The 18,139-nt window shown below is 66.7% G+C and carries 20 protein-coding genes and 1 pseudogene; 13 read left to right on the forward strand and 8 right to left on the reverse strand.

Annotation, left to right across the window (positions count from 1 at the left end):
- The 3 genes from E4L98_RS16095 to E4L98_RS16105 all read left to right on the forward strand — a co-directional run.
- A partial coding sequence (locus E4L98_RS16095; protein ID WP_135202570.1) for a cytochrome c oxidase assembly protein occupies positions 1-468 on the forward strand: 468 nt, incomplete at its 5' end.
- Positions 465-839, forward strand: a complete 375-nt coding sequence (locus tag E4L98_RS16100; RefSeq protein ID WP_135202571.1) for a c-type cytochrome — start codon at positions 465-467, stop codon at positions 837-839. The genes E4L98_RS16095 and E4L98_RS16100, both read left to right, overlap by 4 nt.
- Positions 836-1,663, forward strand: a complete 828-nt coding sequence (locus E4L98_RS16105) for a c-type cytochrome (protein WP_135202572.1) — start codon at positions 836-838, stop codon at positions 1,661-1,663. The genes E4L98_RS16100 and E4L98_RS16105 overlap by 4 nt, the downstream gene beginning before the upstream one ends.
- A 4-nt stretch (positions 1,664-1,667) precedes the next feature.
- Here the strand turns inward: E4L98_RS16105 and E4L98_RS16110 are convergent, their stop codons facing one another.
- Positions 1,668-2,591, reverse strand: coding sequence for a LysR family transcriptional regulator (locus tag E4L98_RS16110; protein ID WP_135202573.1), 924 nt, complete (start codon positions 2,589-2,591; stop codon positions 1,668-1,670).
- A gap of 114 nt (positions 2,592-2,705) precedes the next feature.
- Here E4L98_RS16110 and E4L98_RS16115 point away from each other — a divergent pair, with 114 nt between their 5' ends.
- A complete protein-coding gene (locus E4L98_RS16115) occupies positions 2,706-3,440 on the forward strand; it encodes an SDR family NAD(P)-dependent oxidoreductase (protein WP_135202574.1) in 735 nt (244 codons plus the stop codon).
- A gap of 10 nt (positions 3,441-3,450) precedes the next feature.
- Entirely contained in the window at positions 3,451-4,086 is a 636-nt protein-coding gene (locus tag E4L98_RS16120) for a DsbA family protein (protein ID WP_135202575.1), read from the forward strand.
- A 99-nt stretch (positions 4,087-4,185) separates the two neighbouring features.
- Here E4L98_RS16120 and E4L98_RS16125 read toward each other — a convergent pair.
- Positions 4,186-4,326, reverse strand: a pseudogene (locus tag E4L98_RS16125) (cupin); the annotation flags it as partial.
- Positions 4,327-4,464: 138 nt separating this feature from the next.
- Between E4L98_RS16125 and E4L98_RS16130 the strand changes: the two are divergent.
- Positions 4,465-5,511: a DUF5694 domain-containing protein gene (locus E4L98_RS16130; RefSeq protein ID WP_205746747.1), complete on the forward strand. Its 1,047-nt coding sequence runs from the start codon at positions 4,465-4,467 to the stop codon at positions 5,509-5,511.
- 30 nt (positions 5,512-5,541) lie between these two features.
- On the opposite strand, the gene E4L98_RS16135 is transcribed toward E4L98_RS16130, so the two are convergent.
- The 4 genes from E4L98_RS16135 to E4L98_RS16150 all read right to left on the reverse strand — a co-directional run bounded on the left by E4L98_RS16135 (position 5,542) and on the right by E4L98_RS16150 (position 8,508).
- A complete protein-coding gene (locus E4L98_RS16135; protein ID WP_135202577.1) occupies positions 5,542-6,096 on the reverse strand; it encodes a flavodoxin family protein in 555 nt (184 codons plus the stop codon).
- A 2-nt stretch (positions 6,097-6,098) separates the two neighbouring features.
- Complete coding sequence (locus E4L98_RS16140; protein WP_135202578.1) at positions 6,099-6,455, reverse strand: nuclear transport factor 2 family protein; 357 nt, start codon at positions 6,453-6,455, stop codon at positions 6,099-6,101.
- Positions 6,456-6,565: 110 nt separating this feature from the next.
- Complete coding sequence (locus E4L98_RS16145; protein WP_135202579.1) at positions 6,566-7,636, reverse strand: YbfB/YjiJ family MFS transporter; 1,071 nt, start codon at positions 7,634-7,636, stop codon at positions 6,566-6,568.
- Positions 7,633-8,508 carry a LysR family transcriptional regulator gene (locus E4L98_RS16150; protein ID WP_135202580.1) on the reverse strand — a complete coding sequence of 292 codons (876 nt, stop codon included), beginning with the start codon at positions 8,506-8,508 and terminating at the stop codon, positions 7,633-7,635. Before E4L98_RS16150 ends, E4L98_RS16145 begins: the two co-directional genes overlap by 4 nt.
- Before the next feature lie 84 nt (positions 8,509-8,592).
- On the opposite strand from E4L98_RS16150, the gene E4L98_RS16155 reads away from it, so the two are divergent.
- Positions 8,593-9,660, forward strand: a complete 1,068-nt coding sequence (locus E4L98_RS16155) for an NAD(P)H-dependent flavin oxidoreductase (RefSeq protein WP_135202581.1) — start codon at positions 8,593-8,595, stop codon at positions 9,658-9,660.
- Between the two features lie 499 nt (positions 9,661-10,159).
- Positions 10,160-11,140, forward strand: a complete 981-nt coding sequence (locus E4L98_RS16165; protein ID WP_135202582.1) for a ribonuclease T2 family protein — start codon at positions 10,160-10,162, stop codon at positions 11,138-11,140.
- 2 nt (positions 11,141-11,142) lie between these two features.
- Here the strand turns inward: E4L98_RS16165 and E4L98_RS16170 are convergent, their stop codons facing one another.
- Positions 11,143-11,886: an SDR family oxidoreductase gene (locus E4L98_RS16170; protein ID WP_135202583.1), complete on the reverse strand. Its 744-nt coding sequence runs from the start codon at positions 11,884-11,886 to the stop codon at positions 11,143-11,145.
- A 112-nt stretch (positions 11,887-11,998) separates the two neighbouring features.
- Here E4L98_RS16170 and E4L98_RS16175 point away from each other — a divergent pair, with 112 nt between their 5' ends.
- From E4L98_RS16175 to E4L98_RS16195, 5 genes are read left to right on the forward strand one after another with little or no spacing between them, the layout of a single operon-like run.
- The gene (locus E4L98_RS16175) at positions 11,999-12,949 is read left to right on the forward strand and encodes a LysR family transcriptional regulator (RefSeq protein WP_135202584.1); all 951 of its coding nucleotides are present in this window, start codon (positions 11,999-12,001) and stop codon (positions 12,947-12,949) included.
- A gap of 20 nt (positions 12,950-12,969) precedes the next feature.
- Complete coding sequence (locus tag E4L98_RS16180; protein WP_167761348.1) at positions 12,970-14,031, forward strand: SGNH/GDSL hydrolase family protein; 1,062 nt, start codon at positions 12,970-12,972, stop codon at positions 14,029-14,031.
- Positions 14,032-14,068: 37 nt separating this feature from the next.
- Positions 14,069-14,965 carry a sulfurtransferase gene (locus E4L98_RS16185; RefSeq protein ID WP_135202586.1) on the forward strand — a complete coding sequence of 299 codons (897 nt, stop codon included), beginning with the start codon at positions 14,069-14,071 and terminating at the stop codon, positions 14,963-14,965.
- On the forward strand, positions 14,962-16,206 hold the full coding sequence (locus tag E4L98_RS16190) for a right-handed parallel beta-helix repeat-containing protein (protein ID WP_135202587.1): 1,245 nt from the start codon (positions 14,962-14,964) through the stop codon (positions 16,204-16,206). Before E4L98_RS16185 ends, E4L98_RS16190 begins: the two co-directional genes overlap by 4 nt.
- Before the next feature lie 22 nt (positions 16,207-16,228).
- Positions 16,229-16,495, forward strand: a complete 267-nt coding sequence (locus E4L98_RS16195) for a UBP-type zinc finger domain-containing protein (protein ID WP_135202588.1) — start codon at positions 16,229-16,231, stop codon at positions 16,493-16,495.
- Here the strand turns inward: E4L98_RS16195 and E4L98_RS16200 are convergent, their stop codons facing one another.
- Positions 16,496-17,908, reverse strand: a complete 1,413-nt coding sequence (locus tag E4L98_RS16200; RefSeq protein WP_135202589.1) for an MFS transporter — start codon at positions 17,906-17,908, stop codon at positions 16,496-16,498.
- Positions 17,909-18,139: the final 231 nt, after the last annotated feature.

Below are 18,139 nucleotides of genomic sequence, written 5' to 3' on the forward strand. Positions count from 1 at the left end.
ACCCGCGCCCGCTGGCTGAAGACGGCCTGGCACGCGCTGACGCGCCCGCTCAACGCCTGGCTGCTGCATTTCGCCGCGCTGTGGCTGTGGCACGTGCCGGGCTTCTTCCAGGCGGCGCTGCTGCATCCGGGCTGGCACGCGCTGCAGCACGCCAGCTTCCTGTTCCCGGCGCTGCTGTTCTGGTGGGCGGTGCTGGTGGACGGCGGTACCTCGCGCAGCGGCGCGCTAATTTATCTGTTCACCACCATGCTGCATACCGGCGCGCTGGGTGCGCTGCTGGCGCTGTCGTCGACCATCTGGTATCCCGCCTACGGCGGCGCGGCCATGCACTACGGCCTGTCGGCGCTGGAAGACCAGCAACTGGGCGGCCTGATCATGTGGGTGCCCGGCGGCCTGGCCTATTTGCTGGCGGCGCTGCTGCTGTGCGCCGGCTGGCTGGCGCCGCAGCCGCAGGGCAAGCGCACATGAGGACAGTGGCGGCCCTGCTGGCGCTGGCCGTCTCTTGCAGCGCCTGCGAACAGGACCGGGCGGCGGTGCCGCCGGCCGAGCGCAGCGGCAACCGCTACACCGGCAAGGCGCTGCTGCTCAGCTACGGTTGCGTGGCCTGCCACCGCATCCGTGGCTTGCCGGAGCTGTCCGGACAATCCGGGCCGCCGCTGGAACGCGTCGCCTACCAGAGTTATCTGGCCGGACTGCTGCCGAACACGCAGGCCAACATGGAACGCTGGATCGTCCATCCGCGCGCCATCAGTCCCGGCACCGCGATGCCGGAGCTGGGCGTCAGTCCGGCCGAGGCGCGCGACATGGCGGCCTATCTGTACCAACAGGTGCCGCCATGAAGCGCTGGCGCATCGTGCTGGCGACCGTGGCCGGCGGCGCGCTGCTGGCCGCGCTGGCGGGCGGGCTGCTGCTGCGCGGCGGCTGGTACGACGCCGGCGCCATCAAGCAGCATTACCAGCTGACCTACCAGCTGCTGGAGCTGGGGCTGCGCTATTCGGTGCGGCACCACGCGCGCGAGATCCATGCGCCGCCGCTGACCGACGCCATGGCGCAACGCGGCGCCCAGCTGTATGCGCGCTTCTGCGTGCAGTGCCACGGCGCGCCCGGCGTGGCGCCGGAGCAGGCCGCGCTGGCGCTGCAGCCGCAGCCCGGCCCGCTGCTGCACATGGCGCGCCGCTGGCAGCCGCATGAGCTGTACTGGCTGGTCGCCAACGGCATCAAGATGACCGGCATGCCGGCCTGGCAGTACCGCCTGAGCGAAGAGGAATTGTGGAGCGTGGTGGCGTTCCTGCAGCAGCTGCCGCGGTTGTCGCCGGCGGAGGGCAAAGCCTTGCTGGCGCAGGCCGCGCGCGACGATCATCCATCGCCGCCGCCGCCGCTGCGGCCTCCCGATGCCGACCGCGGCCGCGTGGCGCTGACCCAGTACGCCTGCCATTCCTGTCATCAGATCGACGGCGTGGCGGGACCGACGGTCGAGGTCGGGCCGGCGCTGCCGCGCGGCTACGCGGAGCAGCGTTACATCGCCGGGTACTTACCGAATTCCGACGACAACCTGGTGCGCTGGATACGCCATCCCGACCAGGTCAAGCCCGGCACCGCCATGCCCGAGCTGCAGGTCAGCGAGCAGGACGCGCGCGACATGGCGCGCTGGCTGCGGCGCTGAGGCGTCAGCGTGGCGTTTTGGTCTGCAGCCTGGCGGTGATGAAATCGACAAAAGTGCGCACCCGCAGCGACAGATGGCGCGCGTGCGGATACAGCAGGAAAAACGGCCGCGAGGTGCCGCCGTGCTGCGGCAGCAGTTCCACCAGCGTGCCGTCGGCCAGATCGCGGGCGACGATGAAGCGGTAGGTCTGCACCAGCCCGGCACCATGGCGCGCCAGCGTGACGATGCCCAGCACGTCCTCCGAACAGCACAAGCCGCCCTCGGTCGCCACATCGACCAGCGCGCCATCCTGCCTGAACGGCCAGGGAATCCGTTTGCCGGTGCTGGGCAGGTCGAACTGCAGGCATTCGTGGCTGGCCAGATCGTCCAGCGATTTCGGCGTGCCGGCTCGCTGCAGATAGGCGGGCGCGGCCACCAGCACCAGTTCCGCATCCTCCAGCTTGCGCGCGATCAGGTTGGAATCGGCCGGCGCGCGGCCGCGGATCGCCAGGTCGTAGCCCTCGTCGGCAAAATCGATGTTGCGGTTGCTGACGTGGATGTCGATGGTGACGTCGGGATAGGTGCGGCGGAATTCGCCCAGCAGCGGCAGCAGACGGTAATGCGCATACGGCGTCGGTGTGCTGATGCGCAGCGGACCGGACGGATGGGCCTGCTGGCCGGTGACCTGGCGTTCGGCCTCGCTCAGTTGCGACAGCGCCTGCCGGCACTGCTCGAAATACACGCGACCGCCGTCGGTCAGGCGGATCTGGCGGGTGGTGCGCACGAACAGGCGCACGCCCAGGCGTTCCTCCAGGCGCGACACCGAGCGGCTGACGGCGGCCGGCGTCACCCCGGCGGCGGTGGCGGCGGCGGTAAAACTGGACAGCTCCGCGGCCAGACAGAACAGTTCTATGCTGCCCAGCAGTACATCATCGAATTGACGTTTCATGGCGGTATATTGATTACACGACGTATTAATTGTCTTGCTTTTCAAGCTGTTTATCAAGGTGCTGCGCAAAAGTATAGTGGGCTCATCGATATTCCACCTGAACAGGAGCACATCATGAGCAAGACAGTCATCGTCACCGGCGCCTCGAGCGGCATCGGCTTCGCCGTCGCGGAAGCGTATCTGAAACGCGGCTACAACGTGGTCGGCAACGCCCGCACCATCGAGCGCCTGAAGCAGGCCGCGACCAAGCTGGGCAATCCGGCCAACTTCGTGCTGGTACCGGGCGATATTTCGAAGGCGGAGACCGCGAAGGCGCTGTTCGAGCGCGCCGTGGCCGCGTTCGGCAAGGTCGACATCCTGATCAACAACGCCGGCATCTTCATCGCCAAGCCGATCACCGACTACACCGAAGACGACCTGGACACCATCGTCAGCACCAACCTCAAGGGCTTCTTCTACCCGTCGCAGCAGGCCGCCAGGCACATGAGCGCCAACCGCTCCGGCCACATCGTCACCATCACCGCCAGCATCGCCATGCAGCCCAACGTCAAGGTGCCGGCCGTGCTGCCGGTGCTGATCAAGGGCGGCCTGAACCACGCGACCCGCGGCCTGGCGATCGAACTGGCGGCGTCCAACGTCAAAGTCAACGCAGTGGCGCCCGGCATCATCACCACCCCGATGCACAGTGACGACGAAGCCACGCGCAGCTTCTTCCGCACGCTGTCGCCGAGCGGCACCTTTGGCGAGACCCGGGACATCGTCGACGCCGTGCTGTACCTGACCGAATCCAGCTTCACCAGCGGCGCCGTGCTGCCGGTGGACGGCGGCGCCAGCGCCGGCACCTGGTAAGGAGACAGCCATGAAACTGATCTATGTGGGCGACCCGATGTGCTCGTGGTGCTACGGCTTCGGCAAGGAAATGACGGAACTGATGGAGCGCCATCCGGAACTGGAACTGGACATCGTGGTGGGCGGCCTGCGCGCCGGCGCCACCGACGTGCTGGACCAGGCCGGCAAGGAATTCCGCCTGATGCACTGGGCGCGGGTGGAAGCGGCCAGCGGCCTGCCGTTCAACCGCGAAGGCTTGATGGCGCGTGAAAACTTCGTCTACGACACCGAGCCGATCTGCCGCGCCGTGGTGGCGGCGCGCCTGCTGGCGCCGGAAGCCGACCTGCTGGCGGTATTCCGCGCGGTGCAGCGCAGCTTCTACGTCGATGCGCTGGACACCACCGACGGCCGCGTGCTGGCGCTGGCGGTGGCCGCCGAACTACAGGCGCAAGGGCTGGACTTCGACGCCGACGCCGTGTATCGCGTCTGGTCCGATGCCAACACCGTGGCGCTGGCGAAGGCCGACTTCGTGCGCGCCCGCGCGCTCGGTGTGCGCAGCTTCCCGGCGCTGCTGCTGGACCACGGTGACCGCATCGTCGAAATCAGCCCCGGCTACGCCCACGCCGCCCAGCTCGACGCGCAACTGCGCCAGGCTCTCGCAGCCTGACCCATCAGTCGGGGTCAGAGCCGACATTCGGACATTGCTTTACGGACTGCCGGCTTTTTCGCTGGCGAGGAGGCGCGCCTCGCCGCGCTTCACTTAACACAGGTCGCCTGCCTGCAGCGTGACCTGTTTTTCCACGCCGTCCTGGCGATAGCGCATTGCCACCTCGCCGGCCATCACGGCAAATACCTCCTCGCCATCGTTCACGTGCCAACGGTAGGGCCGATCGGTCCGGTGCGGACGTGGCGGCATCCGCCATGGCGGAAAAACGGCCAGCTTCTGCATTTCAGCCTGCTGAAAATGCATTCTGTCCCAATGACCGTCGCGCGCGCCGGCCGGGACCTCTACAGTGCAGTTTTCCAGACTGGGGAGAGCACCGGCATGATGAAATGGATAGGATGGATATGGATGGCGGCATGGCCGCTGGCGGCCCAGGCCCAGGTGGACCTGACCACGCTGGATCGCGACATGAGCGGGCCGCGCTCGCAGGTACTGGTGCTCGGCACGGTGCACCTGAATGCGATGCCGGCCGGTTTCAACCCGACCGCGCTGGACGGGTTGCTGGATAAGCTGGCGGCTTACAAGCCCGGCATCATCACGATCGAAACGGAATCCGGCGAGGAATGCGACCTGGCCGCGCGCCACCCGGCGAAATATGGCGCGAATTACTGTGCCCCGACCGAAGCGGCCAGGGCGGCCACCGGCCTCGACGTGCCGGCCGCCCTGGCCGCGGTGGACCAGACGCTGAAAACCTGGCCGGCGCAAGCGACGCCTGCGCAGCGGCGGCGCCTGGCCGCCTTGTTGCTGGCATCGAACGATGTGGCGTCGGCGTATGTGCAGTGGCTGCAATTGCCTGAATCGGAGCGGCATGCCGGCGACAGCCTGGATGCGGCGCTGGTGAGCGTGCTGGACAAGACCGCCAGCCGCAATAACGAAAACTACCAGATCGCCGCGCGGCTGGCGGCGCGGCTGGGGCTACAACGGGTCTATCCGGTGGACAATCACACCGGCGATCACATCGACGTGCCGGACATCAAGGCCTTCGTCACATCGATAGAGCGTGCCTGGGCGGCAGGCGGCGCGGCGCAGAAGGAACGCGCGACGCACGAGCAGGCGCTGATGCAGGGCGGCGATCTGTTGCCGCTGTATCGCTACATCAACCAGCCGGAAGGTCTGCGCATCGCCGCCGACGCCAACGTCCGTGCCGCGCTGCAAGCGAAGTCGGCGGAGGGCTATCCGCAGATCTGGGTGGCCGGTTGGGAAATCCGCAACCTGCGCATGGTGGCCAACATCCGCGAGACCTTCCGCGAACGCCCGGGCGCGCGCGTGCTGTCGATTGTCGGCGCCACGCACAAGCCCTGGTTCGACGGCTGGCTCGGTCAGTTGCAGGGCGTGGACATCGTCGACGCCGCCACCGCGCTCAAATAAGTCGGCTCTGACCCCGAATGCCGAGTCCGCTCAGGCGAGGCGGCGCGAGGCGGCGGCGATGCGTTCGCCGAAGGCGCGGGCGGTGGCCAGGTCGCCGGCGACCAGTTCATCCACCGAGGCGTCCGACGGCGTCGCCGTGGCCAGACCGGCGAACGAGGACAGGTAGTTGATGTCGTTGCGGTCCGCCGTCTTGGCATTGCTCGGCATCAGACCGGTGCCGGCCCACAGCATGCCATGCTGCTGCGCCAGGGTGAACAGGGTGTACAGGGTGGTCTGCTTGTCGCCGTTCACCGAGGCCGAGTTGGTGAAGGCCGCGCCCAGCTTGTCTTTCCAGCCCTGCGCCATCCAGACCCTGGACGACTGGTCGGCAAACTTCTTGAACTGCCAGCTGACGTTGCCCATGTAGGTCGGCGAGCCGAAGATGATGGTCGAGGCGCGCTCCAGTACTTCCCAGCCGCCCTCCGGCAAATTGCCTTCGGCGTCGATGGCCAGCAGGCGGCCGCCGCTGCCGGCCGCGACGGCCTCGGCGACTTTGCTGGTGTGGCCATAGCCACTGTGATACACGATGACGATATTGGCGTTCATGATTAAGCTCCTTGGTGATTAAAAGTTTTGTTGACGATCTTCCAGCCGTCCTGACGCTGGGCCAGCGTCAGGTACAGGTGGTAATCGAAGCCCAGCATGGGCGAGTGCAGCCGCACGGTGGCGATGGCGCCGAGCAGGTCGATGCTCAGCAGCTTCATGCGGTAGGGTTCGCCCAGCGAGGCCGGGCTCCGGCGCTTGCCCACACCGTCGATGTAGGCGGCGGCGGTCTTGTGGTAGGGCTGGCCGTCAATCATGCCGTAGACTTGGGCATCCGCATCGAACAGCGATGCCAGCAACGCGGTGTCGCCGTGATAGACGCCGTGGAAATACTGGTCGACGATTTTTTCCAGGTGGTTCATGGTGTTTCCCTCCATGTGCTTGCTGTTGGAAACACTATATGCCTGCCGAGGATGGCAATAAAGCCACCTGGATTTACTTCAATTGATACGTCATGTAATGAACAGGCGCGTCACAGCGCGTAGCGGCTGATCAGCCCGGCCAAGCCCAGTGCGCCGGCGGCCGCGAGCAGCGACGGGGAAAAACTGTGGCTGTAGCCGTAAAACGTGCTGGCGACCAGCGGGCCGGCGATCTGGCCGATGCCATACACCAGCGTCATGATGGCCACCAGCCGGATGCCGGTGCTGCGCGCCAGTCGTTGCGCGGCCGGCATGGCGATGGTGACGGTGCCGGTGAAGGTGCCGCCGACCAGCACGGCGCTGAGCAGATAGCCGGTCACGCCCGGCAGGAACACCGGCAGGACCACGCCGAGCGCCTGCACGCCCAGATTCACGAACAGCGCCTTGCGCGTGCCGTGGCGTTGATGCAGGTGGTGCCACAGGAAGCAGGACGGCGCCGCGCCCAGGCCGAACACGGCCCACACGTGGGACGCGTCCAGGCCCGGCAAGGCGGCCTTGACCAGCGTCGGCAAATAGGTGGCGGTGACGATGTAGCCGAATCCGGCCAGACCGTACAACAGCACCAGCGGCCATGGCTTGAGCTCGGCGACGATCAGGACACTGACGCCGCCCAGCAGCAGCCACAGTCCGCAGCTGTGCAGCCCGGCCCAGGAGCCGGCCGCCAGCAGCTCGGCCGATGCCGCGATGCCGACGCCGACGCCCGCGTACAGCAAGGGCGCCTGGCTGGCCTGGCGCCGGTGCTCCAGCAGCCACAGCGAGGCGGCGATCATGGCCAGCGCGCTGAACACGCCGGCGACCAGCCGGATCAGGATCAGCATGGCCGGCGACTGCAATACCGCCAGAAACGCCAGGCAGAACGCCGTCCCCAGCACCGACCACAGGCACATGCGGTGCGCGTTGTGCGCCTGCGCGCGCATGCCGACGATGGCGCCCAGCAGGTAGCCGGCGTAGTTGGCCGACGCGGCCCAGCCGCCCTGCGTCAGCGTGATGCGGCCTTCCTCCAGCATGTGCGGATAGATGGCGGTGAAGGCGAAACGGCCAAAGCCCATGCCGATGGCCATCACCAGCGCGGCGTCGATGGCGGCGCGCAGTGACGGCGCGCGGGGCAGGGTGAGCGTGTTCATGCCGGGTCCTCCCAGATTTGGGCGACCAGATTGCTGAAGGCGGGGACGTCGAAGCCGGTGCGCCAGATCAGGCAGGTATCGGCGCGGCCCAGTGATAGCGTCCTCAGCGCGGCCGGGGCGGCGGTCAGTTGCAGCACGCTGCGCGGCAGGATGGTGACGCAGGCGCCGGCCGCGACACAGGCGATCATGGCGTGGTAAGAATCCATCTCGTGCACGCGCCAGTCGGTCGAGGCGGCCGTGCCCAGCCACGCTTCGGCCAGATTGCGGTAGGTGCAGCCCTGCGGGAAGGCGGCCAGCGTGCGGGTGCGGATCGCGCCGACGTCAGCGGCGTCGGCCTCGCTGGCCGGCAGCAGCAGCAGCAGTTCCTCGGTCCAGGCCGGACGGATTTGCAGGCCTAGGTCGCGCATGGCGTCGGCGCTGTCCAGTGACGGCGGCAGGGCGGCGAAGGCGCAATCGAGCTTGCCGGTGCGGACCTGCTCGATCAGCTGGCGCGACGGGCTGGTGGCGAGGTCGATGCGGGTGTCCGGGTAGCGCAGATGGTAGCCGGCCAGCACCACCGGCAAACGGCTGGCGGCCGTGCTTTCCATGCTGCCGATGCGCAGCGTGCCGCCGTCGCGCCCGCCGGTGACGACGTGGCGCGCTTCTTCTTCCAGCGCCATCAGCCGTTGGGCATAGTCGAGAAAACGCTCGCCGGCGGCCGACAGTGCGATACGCTTGCCGGTGCGGACCAACAAATCGGCGCCGACGTCGGCTTCCAGCTGCTGGATGCGGGTGGTGACGTTGGACGGCGCGCGGCCCAGCCGGGTCGCGGCCTGGGTGATGCTCAGTTCGGCCGCGACGGCGCAGAAGATTTTTAACGATTCGGTATCCATTTCATTCCTCCATCAAGAATGATATTATCACGTCATTCTCTAATAGAGAACAAAAACTGGATGTCGTTACCGAAAGGAGAAGTCATGCATCCCTCACCAACCACGCAGGCGCTGCTTGCCCGCCTGTCGCTCCGTTATCCCATCATTCAGGCGCCGATGGCCGGCGTCTCCACCCCGCGCATGGCGGCCGAAGTATCGAACGCGGGCGGCCTGGGTTCCCTGGGCATAGGCGCCAGCACCGTTGCGCAGGCGCGTCAGATGATTGCGGACACCCGCGCGCTGACCGACAAACCGTTCAACATCAACGTGTTCACCCATGCCCCGGCCCGGCGCGACGCGGCGGCCGAAGCGGCGTGGATCGCCCACCTCGCTCCGCTGTTCACGGAATTCGGCGCGACGCCGCCGGCCGCGCTGGCCGAGATCTACAAAACCTTCAACGAGGACGAAGCGATGTACCACATGCTGCTGGAAACGAGGCCGGCGGTGGTCAGCTTCCATTTCGGCTTGCCGCCGCTGGCGTGGATACAGGCGTTGCGCGCAGCCGGCATCTACACCATGGGCACGGCCACCAATCCGGAGGAAGCGCGGTTGATCGAAGAGGCCGGAATCGACGCCATCGTGGCGCAGGGCGTGGAAGCCGGCGGCCATCGCGGCGCCTTCGATCCGCAGGCGGTGGATGAGCGCCTGAGCACGTCCGTGCTGGTGCGGCTGTTGGTGAAACAGACCAGGCTGCCGGTGATCGCGACTGGCGGCATCATGGACGGCGCCGGTATCCGCGCGGCGCTGGACCTGGGCGCGGCGGCGGCGCAACTGGGGACGGCCTTCGTGCTGGCGCCCGAATCGGCCGCCAGCGCTGCCTACAAGGACAACCTGAAAAGTCCGCGTGCCGGCGCGACGAAACTGACGGCGGCGATTTCCGGCCGTCTGGCGCGCGGCATGGTGAACCGCTTCATGACGCACGGCGACGCCACAGGCGCGCCGGCGCCGGCCGCGTATCCGGTGGCATACGACATCGGCAAACAGCTGCATGCCGCCGCGTCCAAGGCGGGCAACCATGAATTCGCGGCGCAATGGGCCGGGCAGGGCGCCCCGCTGGCACGCGAATTACCGTCGGCCGAGCTGGTGCGTGTACTAGCGGAAGAGCTGGGCTAAAAAAGCAATAAGGGGACAGACCACGTTTTTAGAACATTGCAAAAACGTGGTCTGTCCCCGACGCCGGTCCCGGACGGCGGGGCGCCGTCAGGATTAGCGGTTGGCTGGCGGCGGGGTTTCGCCGGTGGTTGGCGCTGGCGCTGGAGTCGGTGCGTCCGGGGTTGGCGTGGTGCTTGGGGCCGGGGTGGCGGTGTCAGCCGGCGGGGTGGCCGGGGCTGGCGCCGGCGCTGGCACCGGAGTCGCTTCCGGGACGGGTGGCGCGGTTTCGTCTTTCTTATGGCAGCCGGCAAGGGCGGCCGAGGTCACAATCAAAGCACAAGCAATTTTGCTGGTCAGGTTCAGTTGTTTCATGACGATTCCTCCTTGGTTGGATAAGTCGAATAGCATCGTATCCATTCCTGAGATCGTGCCATATCGGCATTTTTGCAGTGCGCTTGTAGGACTATTGCTCGTGAGGTATGGCAAAATGTTGGCATTTCGTCCAAACCGAGGAGATTCCATGCGCCGCTACGTGTCCTTTGCCCTTACCCTGCTGGCCTGTGTCGCGCTCGACGCCGGCGCCAGTGAATCCGCCAGCGGCAGCTTCACCGCCAACAAGGTCTGCGAGGCGTATTCGTCCTTCGCCAAGCGCACCAATCCCGGTGAGGTCAAGGTTGCCGCCGGCACCGCCTACACCGTGCGCGAAATCAACAAGGTGGACTACGACTGGCTGCGCGTGGAAGTGCCTGGCGCCCAGCCATCGCTGCGCTGGGTGCAGCGCGACTGCGGCACGCCGGCGCTGAGCGAGAAGCCCGCCGCGCCACCGGCCGGCGCCAGCGGCGAAGTCTGCAGCCTGCCCAACCAGGAAGACAGCTATGTGCTGGCCATCACCTGGCAGCCGGGCTTTTGCGAACACACCAAATACAACGGCAAGAAGCCGGAATGCGACGCCATGAACGGCGGCACGCTGCCGGCCAAGACGCTGAGCCTGCACGGCCTGTGGCCGAACAAAAAGGAATGCGGCACCAATTACGGCAGTTGCCAGGGTCAGCAATTCGCGCTGTCCAAGGACACCGTCGAAAAAATCGCGCCGTGGATGCCGAACTTCTTCTACGAGCGCACGTTCGGCGCCTATGAATGGAACAAGCACGGCAAATGCCAGTCGCTGGCGCCGGACGATTATTTCCTCAAGGCCGTGTCGGCGGTGCGGGTGGTGAACGATTCGGAGGTGGGCAGCATCGTGCTGGGCAACGTCGGCAAGAACATCCGCGTCAGCGACTTCTTCGACCGCATCAAGCAGCGCTACGGCGCGCAGGTGGCCGACAGCATCACGCTGGTCTGCACCGGCCACAAATACCTGCAGGAGATCCGCGTCTCGCTGGCCACCGATTTCAGCACCGACCGCGATCTGCCGCGGATGATGGCGAACGCCAAGCCGTCTGGCGTCCGCGCGCTCGGCTGCGCCGACGAGATTTACGTCGAAGCAGCCGGCAAGGACTGAGCTCAGGCCGCGAAGCCGCCGTCGATCAGCAGGTCGGCGCCGGTGACAAACGCCGCTTCCGGGCCGGCCAGGTAGGCCACCATGCCGGCGATTTCATCGGCGTGGCCGTGGCGCGGCAGGGCCATCAGGCCGTGCAGGCCGGCGGCGAAGTCGCTGTCGGCCGGGTTCATGTCGGTGTCGACCGGGCCAGGGGCGACGTTGTTGACGGTGATGCCGCGCGGACCGAGGTCGCGCGCCAGGCCTTTGACCAGGCCGACCAGGGCCGATTTGCTCATGGCGTAGGCGGCGCCGCCGGCGAACGGCATGCGCTGGCCGTTGGTGCTGCCGATGTTGATGATGCGGCCGCCGTCCTGCATGTGTTTGGCGGCGGCCTGCGTGGCCACGAACACGGCGCGCACGTTGACGGCGACGGTCTTGTCGAAGTCTTCCAGCGAGAACTGGTCGACCGGGCCCAGCAGCAGCACGCCGGCGCTGTTGACCAGGATGTCCAGACGGCCGAACTGCGTGGCCAAGCTATCGATCGCCTTGGTCAGCGCGGCAGCGTCGGTGGCGTCGGCCTTGATGGCGATGGCCTTGCCGCCGCCGGCATTGATTTCCTCGGCCAGCGCTTCGGCGGCGATGGCCGAGGCGGCGTAACCGATGGCGACGGTGGCGCCGTCGCGGGCCAGGCGGCGCGCGGTGGCGGCGCCAATGCCGCGCGAACCGCCGTTGATGAAAGCAACTTTACCGTTCAGTTGGGTGCTCATGATAATTCCTTTCAGTGGGGTTGGTTGATGAACACAGTATGGTCGCCGCTACCTGATCGCGCTAGTCGTTAAAACTCGTGTTCAGTTTCAACCGTTGGTATAAGATGTCGTCATGTTGACCGAACTCAGTAGCTATCTCGACGCCTTCATCGCCGCCGCCGACGAGGGTAGTTTCTCGGCGGCGGCGCGCCGGCTGGGCATCACGCCGGCCGCCGTCAGCAAGAGCGTGGGCCAGCTGGAGGCGCGGCTGGGCGTACGGCTGTTCCAGCGCAGCACGCGCAGCCTGGCGCTGACCACCGACGGCGAACGGCTGTACGCCCAGGTGCGCCTGCCGTGGGGTGAGATCGGCGACGCGCTGACCGACCTGCGCCAGGGCGCCGGCAAGCCGGCCGGCACGCTGAAGGTGTCGCTGGCCTACGCTGTCGGCCGCGAATACTTCCTGCCGCTGATGGACGAATTCGTGCGCCGCTATCCGGATGTGGTGCCTGATCTGCATTTCGATAACCGCCAGGTCGACCTGATCGCGGAAGGCTTCGATGCCGCCATCGGCGGCGGCATCGAATTGACCGACGCGCTGATTGCGCGCGAACTGGCGCCGGTGTCCATCGTGCTGGCGGCTTCGCCGGCTTATCTGAAGGCGTATCCCGCACCCGGCACGCCGCAGGAACTGGCGCGCCATCGCGGCCTGCTGCGCCGCTCGCTGAGCTCCGGCCGGTTGATACCGTGGACCCTGAAAAACAGCGCCGGCCAGGAAGTGGTGGCCAGCGTGCGGCCAGTGATGGTGCTGGACGATCCCGAAGCCATCGCGCGCGCGGCGGCCGGCGGCATGGGCATCGGCATGCTGCCGCTGCCGCACGCCTTGCCGCTGCTGGATGGCGGCGCGCTGGTGCGCGTGCTGCCGGACTGGCACGCGGACACGCGGCCGCTGTCGATTTATTATTCGAGCCGCAAGCTGGTGCCGGCCAAGGTGCGGGTATTCGTCGATTACATCGTCGAACAGTTCCGCACCAGCGGGCTGGCCGCGCGCTTTCATATTCAACCCAAAGGAGACATACAACGATGAAGCGGCAGTGGAAAACAGTGATGGCGGCGTTGATGCTGGCCGGCCAGGCATGCGCGTGGGCCGGCGTCGCCGTGCAGGCGGATGACGCGCAATTGCAATACACCGGGCGCATCGACTTCGCCGATCCGGCGCGGCCCATGCTGTCCTGGCCCGGCACCAGCATCGAAGCGAACTTCACCGGCGCCAGCCTGGCGGTCAGGCTGGACGACCAGCTGGGCAAGAACTTCTTCAACGTCTTCATCGACGGCGACCTGGCGCACCCGGTGGTGATCGAAGCGGCCAAGGGCAGCAAGAGCTATGCCGTGGCCACCGGCCTGCAGCCGGGCGCGCACCGCTTCCTGCTCACCAAGCGCACCGAAGGCGAGGAGGGCGGCACCTGGTTCCAGGGACTGGAGCTGGCGGACGGCGGCAAGTTGCTGGCGCCGCCGCCGCGCAAGCAGCGCCGCATCGAATTCTTCGGCGACTCCATCACCACCGGCATGGGCAACGAGTCGCCCGACGATGGGCCGGACGACCGCCTGAAGGACAAGAACAACTTCATGTCGTATTCCTCGATCACGGCGCGCGCGCTGGATGCGGAAGCGCACATCACCTCGCAGAGCGGCATCGGCGTGATGATCAGCTGGTTCCCGTTCACCATGCCGGACTTCTACGACCAGCTCAGCGCCGTCGGCAACAACGATACGCACTGGGACTTCCGTTCCTGGACGCCGGACGTGGTGGTGATCAACCTGTTCCAGAACGACCGCTGGCTGGTCGACCGCGAAAAGCGTTTGCAGCCGATGCCGGATGACGCCCAGCGCGTCGCCGCCTACCGTGCCTTCGTGCAGAAAATCCGCGCGCTGTACCCAAAAGCCTACATCGTCTGCGCGCTGGGCAGCATGGACGCGGTGCAGGAAGGCTCGAAATGGCCCGGCTACGTGCGCAGCGCCGTCGACCAGATCCGCGCGCAGAGCGGCGATGCGCGCATCGACACCATCGTCTTCCCGTTCACCGGTTTCGGCGGCCACCCGCGCGTCAAACAGCACCAGGCCAATGCCGCGCAGCTGACCGCGTTCATCCGCCAGAAGATGGGCTGGTAAAATAGCCCCCGATTGACTGGTTGATGATTGATGATTGATGATTGCCGATTCCGACAAGATTGCCGCTCCCGCCTTGCGCACGGACCTGGCGCGCGCGCGTCAGTTGATGACGCCTGCACGCCTCGTCGGCCTGCCGGCCGGATGGCGCTTGCTGGAAGTCGGCTGCGGCGGCCGCTCGCAATTCGAACAGGCACACATCCCCGGAGCCGGTTACCTCGACACCTGCGAGATCGAGCAGGCGCCGTTGTGGAACAAGGTCGCCGATCAGGCTTTGCTGGCTACGCTGCTGGCGCACGGCATACGCCATGACACGACCGTGGTGCTGTATGGTCGCAGCCCGCTGGCCGCCGCGCGTGCGGCGCATCTGATGCTGTATGCTGGCGTGGCCGATGTGCGTCTTCTGGACGGCGGATTCGATGCCTGGCAGGCGGCGGGCCGTGCCTGCGAAAGCGGTCACGCGCGTCCGGTGGCGGTGGCGCGCGATTTCGGCAGCATTTTCCCGGCGCACCCCGAATACCTGATCGATACCGCGCAGGCGCGCGCACTGCTGGCGCGGGAGGACGGCGTGCTGGCCAGCATACGCACCGAGGCGGAATTCATGGGCAAGGTTTCTGGCTACAGCTATATCGCCGCGCGTGGCGACATCGCCGGTGCGCGCTGGGGCCGCGCCGGCGAGGACGGAGACGTCAACAGCATGAGCGCCTACCATGATGCGAACGGCCGCATGAAGCATGCCGGCGAGATCGCGTCGCAATGGGCCGACGGCGGCATCACGCCGTGCCGCCAGGTGGCGTTCTACTGCGGCACCGGCTGGCGCGCCTCGATGGCGTTTTATTACGCATGGCTGATGGCCTGGCCGCGCATAAGTGTGTACGATGGCGGCTGGTGCGAATGGAGCGCCGACCCCGCCAACCCCGTCATCCGCCGCGCATGAACAAGTTCTTGTTGACCGCTTTACTGACAGCCGCATGCTCCGCTCAATCCGCTGATTATTTTGTCGCCCCCGACGGCGATGACGCCGGCGCCGGCACGCTCGCCGCGCCCTGGAAATCGCTGGCGCGCGCGCAACAGGCGGCGCAGCCCGGCGACACGGTATACCTGCGCGGCGGCCGTTACATTTATGCGGCCGGCGAGAACGTCTGCGCCAGCCGCACCGCCGTCGTCAACGGCGTCACACTGGACAAGAGCGGCAGCGAGGACAAGCCGATACGCTATTGGGCCTATCGGGATGAAATGCCGGTGTTCGATTTCTCGCCGATGAAGGACGATTGCCGCGTCAAGGGCTTCAACGTCACCGCCAGCTGGATACACTTGAAAGGCATCGAAGTCACCGGCGCGCCGCAGCAGCCGCAGAACCGCCTTAATCACGAATCCTGGGGCATCTGGGTCAACGGCAGCCACAATATCTTCGAGCGGCTAAACCTGCACCACAACATGGGGCCGGGGCTGTTCATCAAGGATGGCGCCTGGAACCTGGTGCTGAACAGCGATTCGCACCACAACTACGATCCTTACACCTCCAACGGCGCGGGACAGAGTGCCGATGGTTTCGGCGCCCACATCAAGGCCGGCCAGCCGGGCAATGTGTTTCGCGGCTGCCGCGCCTGGGCCAATTCGGATGACGGCTTTGACCTGATCAACGCCTATTCGCCAGTGACGATCGAATATTCGTGGGCCTGGCAGCAGGGCTATCTGCCAGGGACGCATACGCCGCTGGAAGCGGGAAATGGCAACGGCATCAAGGCCGGCGGTTATGGCGGCAAGTATGTGCCGAACGGCGTCAAACACGTGGTGCACCATTCGGTCGCCTTCGACAACAAGGCGGCCGGCTTCTATGCCAATCACCACCCGCTGGCGATCGACTTTTTCAACAACACCGCCTTTGCCAACGGCGCCGACTACAACATGCTGGGCATCGCCGCCGATGGTGCTGCGGTCAACCTCGACAACCTGCGCGACAACATCGCCTACAAGGGCAAGCTGACCGTCCATACCGAAGGACTGGAAATGGCGCATAATTCCTGGACGCTGTCATCGCCGCCCACTGATGCCGACTTTGAAGATGTCTCCGATGCCGGCTGGGACGCGCCGCGCCAGGCAGATGGCAGCCTGCCCGTACTGCGCAGTTACCACGTACGGTCCGGCAGCCCTCTGGCCGGCATGGGCGCGTTCTGATCAACCACTTCAAGGAGCCGCGATGAGCACACCGTGCCAGCATTTCAACCAGATCCACACCCGTGACGCCAACACCAACGGCTGCGAAGAATGCCTGAAGATCGGCAGCCGCTGGGTGCATCTGCGCGTCTGCATGGTCTGCGGGCATGTGGGCTGCTGCGACCAGTCGCCCAACCGCCACGCCACCAAGCATTTTCATGAGACGAATCACGCCATGATGCGTTCCGGCGAGCCTGGCGAGACCTGGGGCTGGTGCTATATCGACCGCAAGATGTTCGATCCGATCTGACTACTTGCCTATCCAGAGGAAGGCGCAGGCGGCACTGGCCAGCGCGGTGAGCGCGCACGCCAGCGCGGCGACATGAAATCCGTCGAGCAGCGCCGCGCCATGCGCGGACAGCACGCCGCCCAGCAGCGCGGTGGTAAACAGGCCGCCGGCGCGCGCCACCGCGCTGTTGAAGCCGGAGGCGACGCCGCTGTGGCCGGCGTCCACCGATGACAGCACCGCGGTGGTCAGCGGCGCTACCGCCACCGCCATGCCGATGGCGATCACCAGCATGGCCGGTAAGGTAGTGGTCCAGTAGCTGCCGCCGCCGATGCGCATGGACAGCAGGAAGCCGGCGGCGACGATCACCGGTCCGGCCGTCAGCGGCAGGCGCGGGCCAAGCCGCCCGGCCAGCTTGCCCATGGTGGACGAGGCGAGCGCGATCACCACCGGCAGCGGCAGCAGCGCGGCGCCCGCCGTGCTGGCCGAATAGCGATCGTATTCGATCAGCACGAACGGCAGCACCAGCAACAAGGCGCCCAGCGCGCCGTACAGCAGAAAGGTCATCAGATTCAGGCCGCTGAAGCTGTGGGAGCGGAACAGCGACAGCGGCAGCATGGCCTTATCGCCGGCGCGCCGCTCGGCGCGCAGGAACAGCACCATCAGCACCAAGCCGACGACGATCGCCAGCGCGCTTTGCCAATGCAGGCCCGCGCTGCTGGTGGCGACCGTCAGTCCCCAGGTCAGCGCGCCCAGGCCGATGCTGGCCAGCGCGGCGCCGGCGATGTCCAGTGAGGCGGTGTCGGGTTGCGCATCATTGCGCAGATAGCGCAGCGCCAGCCAGATGGCGGCCAGCGCCAACGGCAGATTGATGAAGAAGATGGCGCGCCAGCCGGTGACGTCGATCAGCCAGCCGCCCAGCAGCGGACCCAGCGCGCCCGCCGCCGCGCCCACCGCGGCCCAGACGCCGATGGCGCGACCGCGCGCTTCGCCTTCGAAATGCGTGCCGAGGATGGCGAGGCTGTTCGGCATCAGCAGCGCCGCGCCGATGCCCTGCAGGATGCGCCCGGCCACCAGCAGTCCCACTGACGGCGCCAGTGCGCACAGCACGGACGCCAGCGCGAACAGCATCACGCCGGCCAGCAGCACGCGGCGCCGGCCGAAGCGGTCGCCGGCCGCCCCGCCCAGCAGCAGCAGGGCGCTGAGCGGCAGCAGGTAGCCGTTGATGATCCAGGACAGCGCGCCGCCATCCGCATGCAGGCTGCGGCCGATGGCCGGCAGGCCGACGTTGACCACCGAGCCGTCGATGAAGGCCAGGCTGGAGGCGAGGATGGTGGTGGCCAGCACCAGGTTGGGGTGCGCGCTGGCTGCGTCCGGGCAGGGCGGGACGCCGGCGGCGATGGCGCGGTCGCAATTCTGTTGCGCGGCGACGTTCATGGCTGTGCAGAATTCGTCATTTTTCGTGCTCCTGTCGTGCAAGACGTGGGCGGACGGAGGGCGTACATTACAAGGATATTAATCGATTCAGGATATCCATGCGCGACGCATCCTCTTTCCATTATCGCCGCACGCTGCTGCGCGGCGCCGCAGGCCTTGGCCTGGCCACCGGCTGGGCGGCGCGCGCCGTCGGTATCGCCGGCAACAGCGCAGGCACTGCGGCCGACGCCG

Source organism: Duganella callida (assembly GCF_004614165.1).
Lineage (GTDB): Bacteria > Pseudomonadota > Gammaproteobacteria > Burkholderiales > Burkholderiaceae_D > Rugamonas > Rugamonas callida.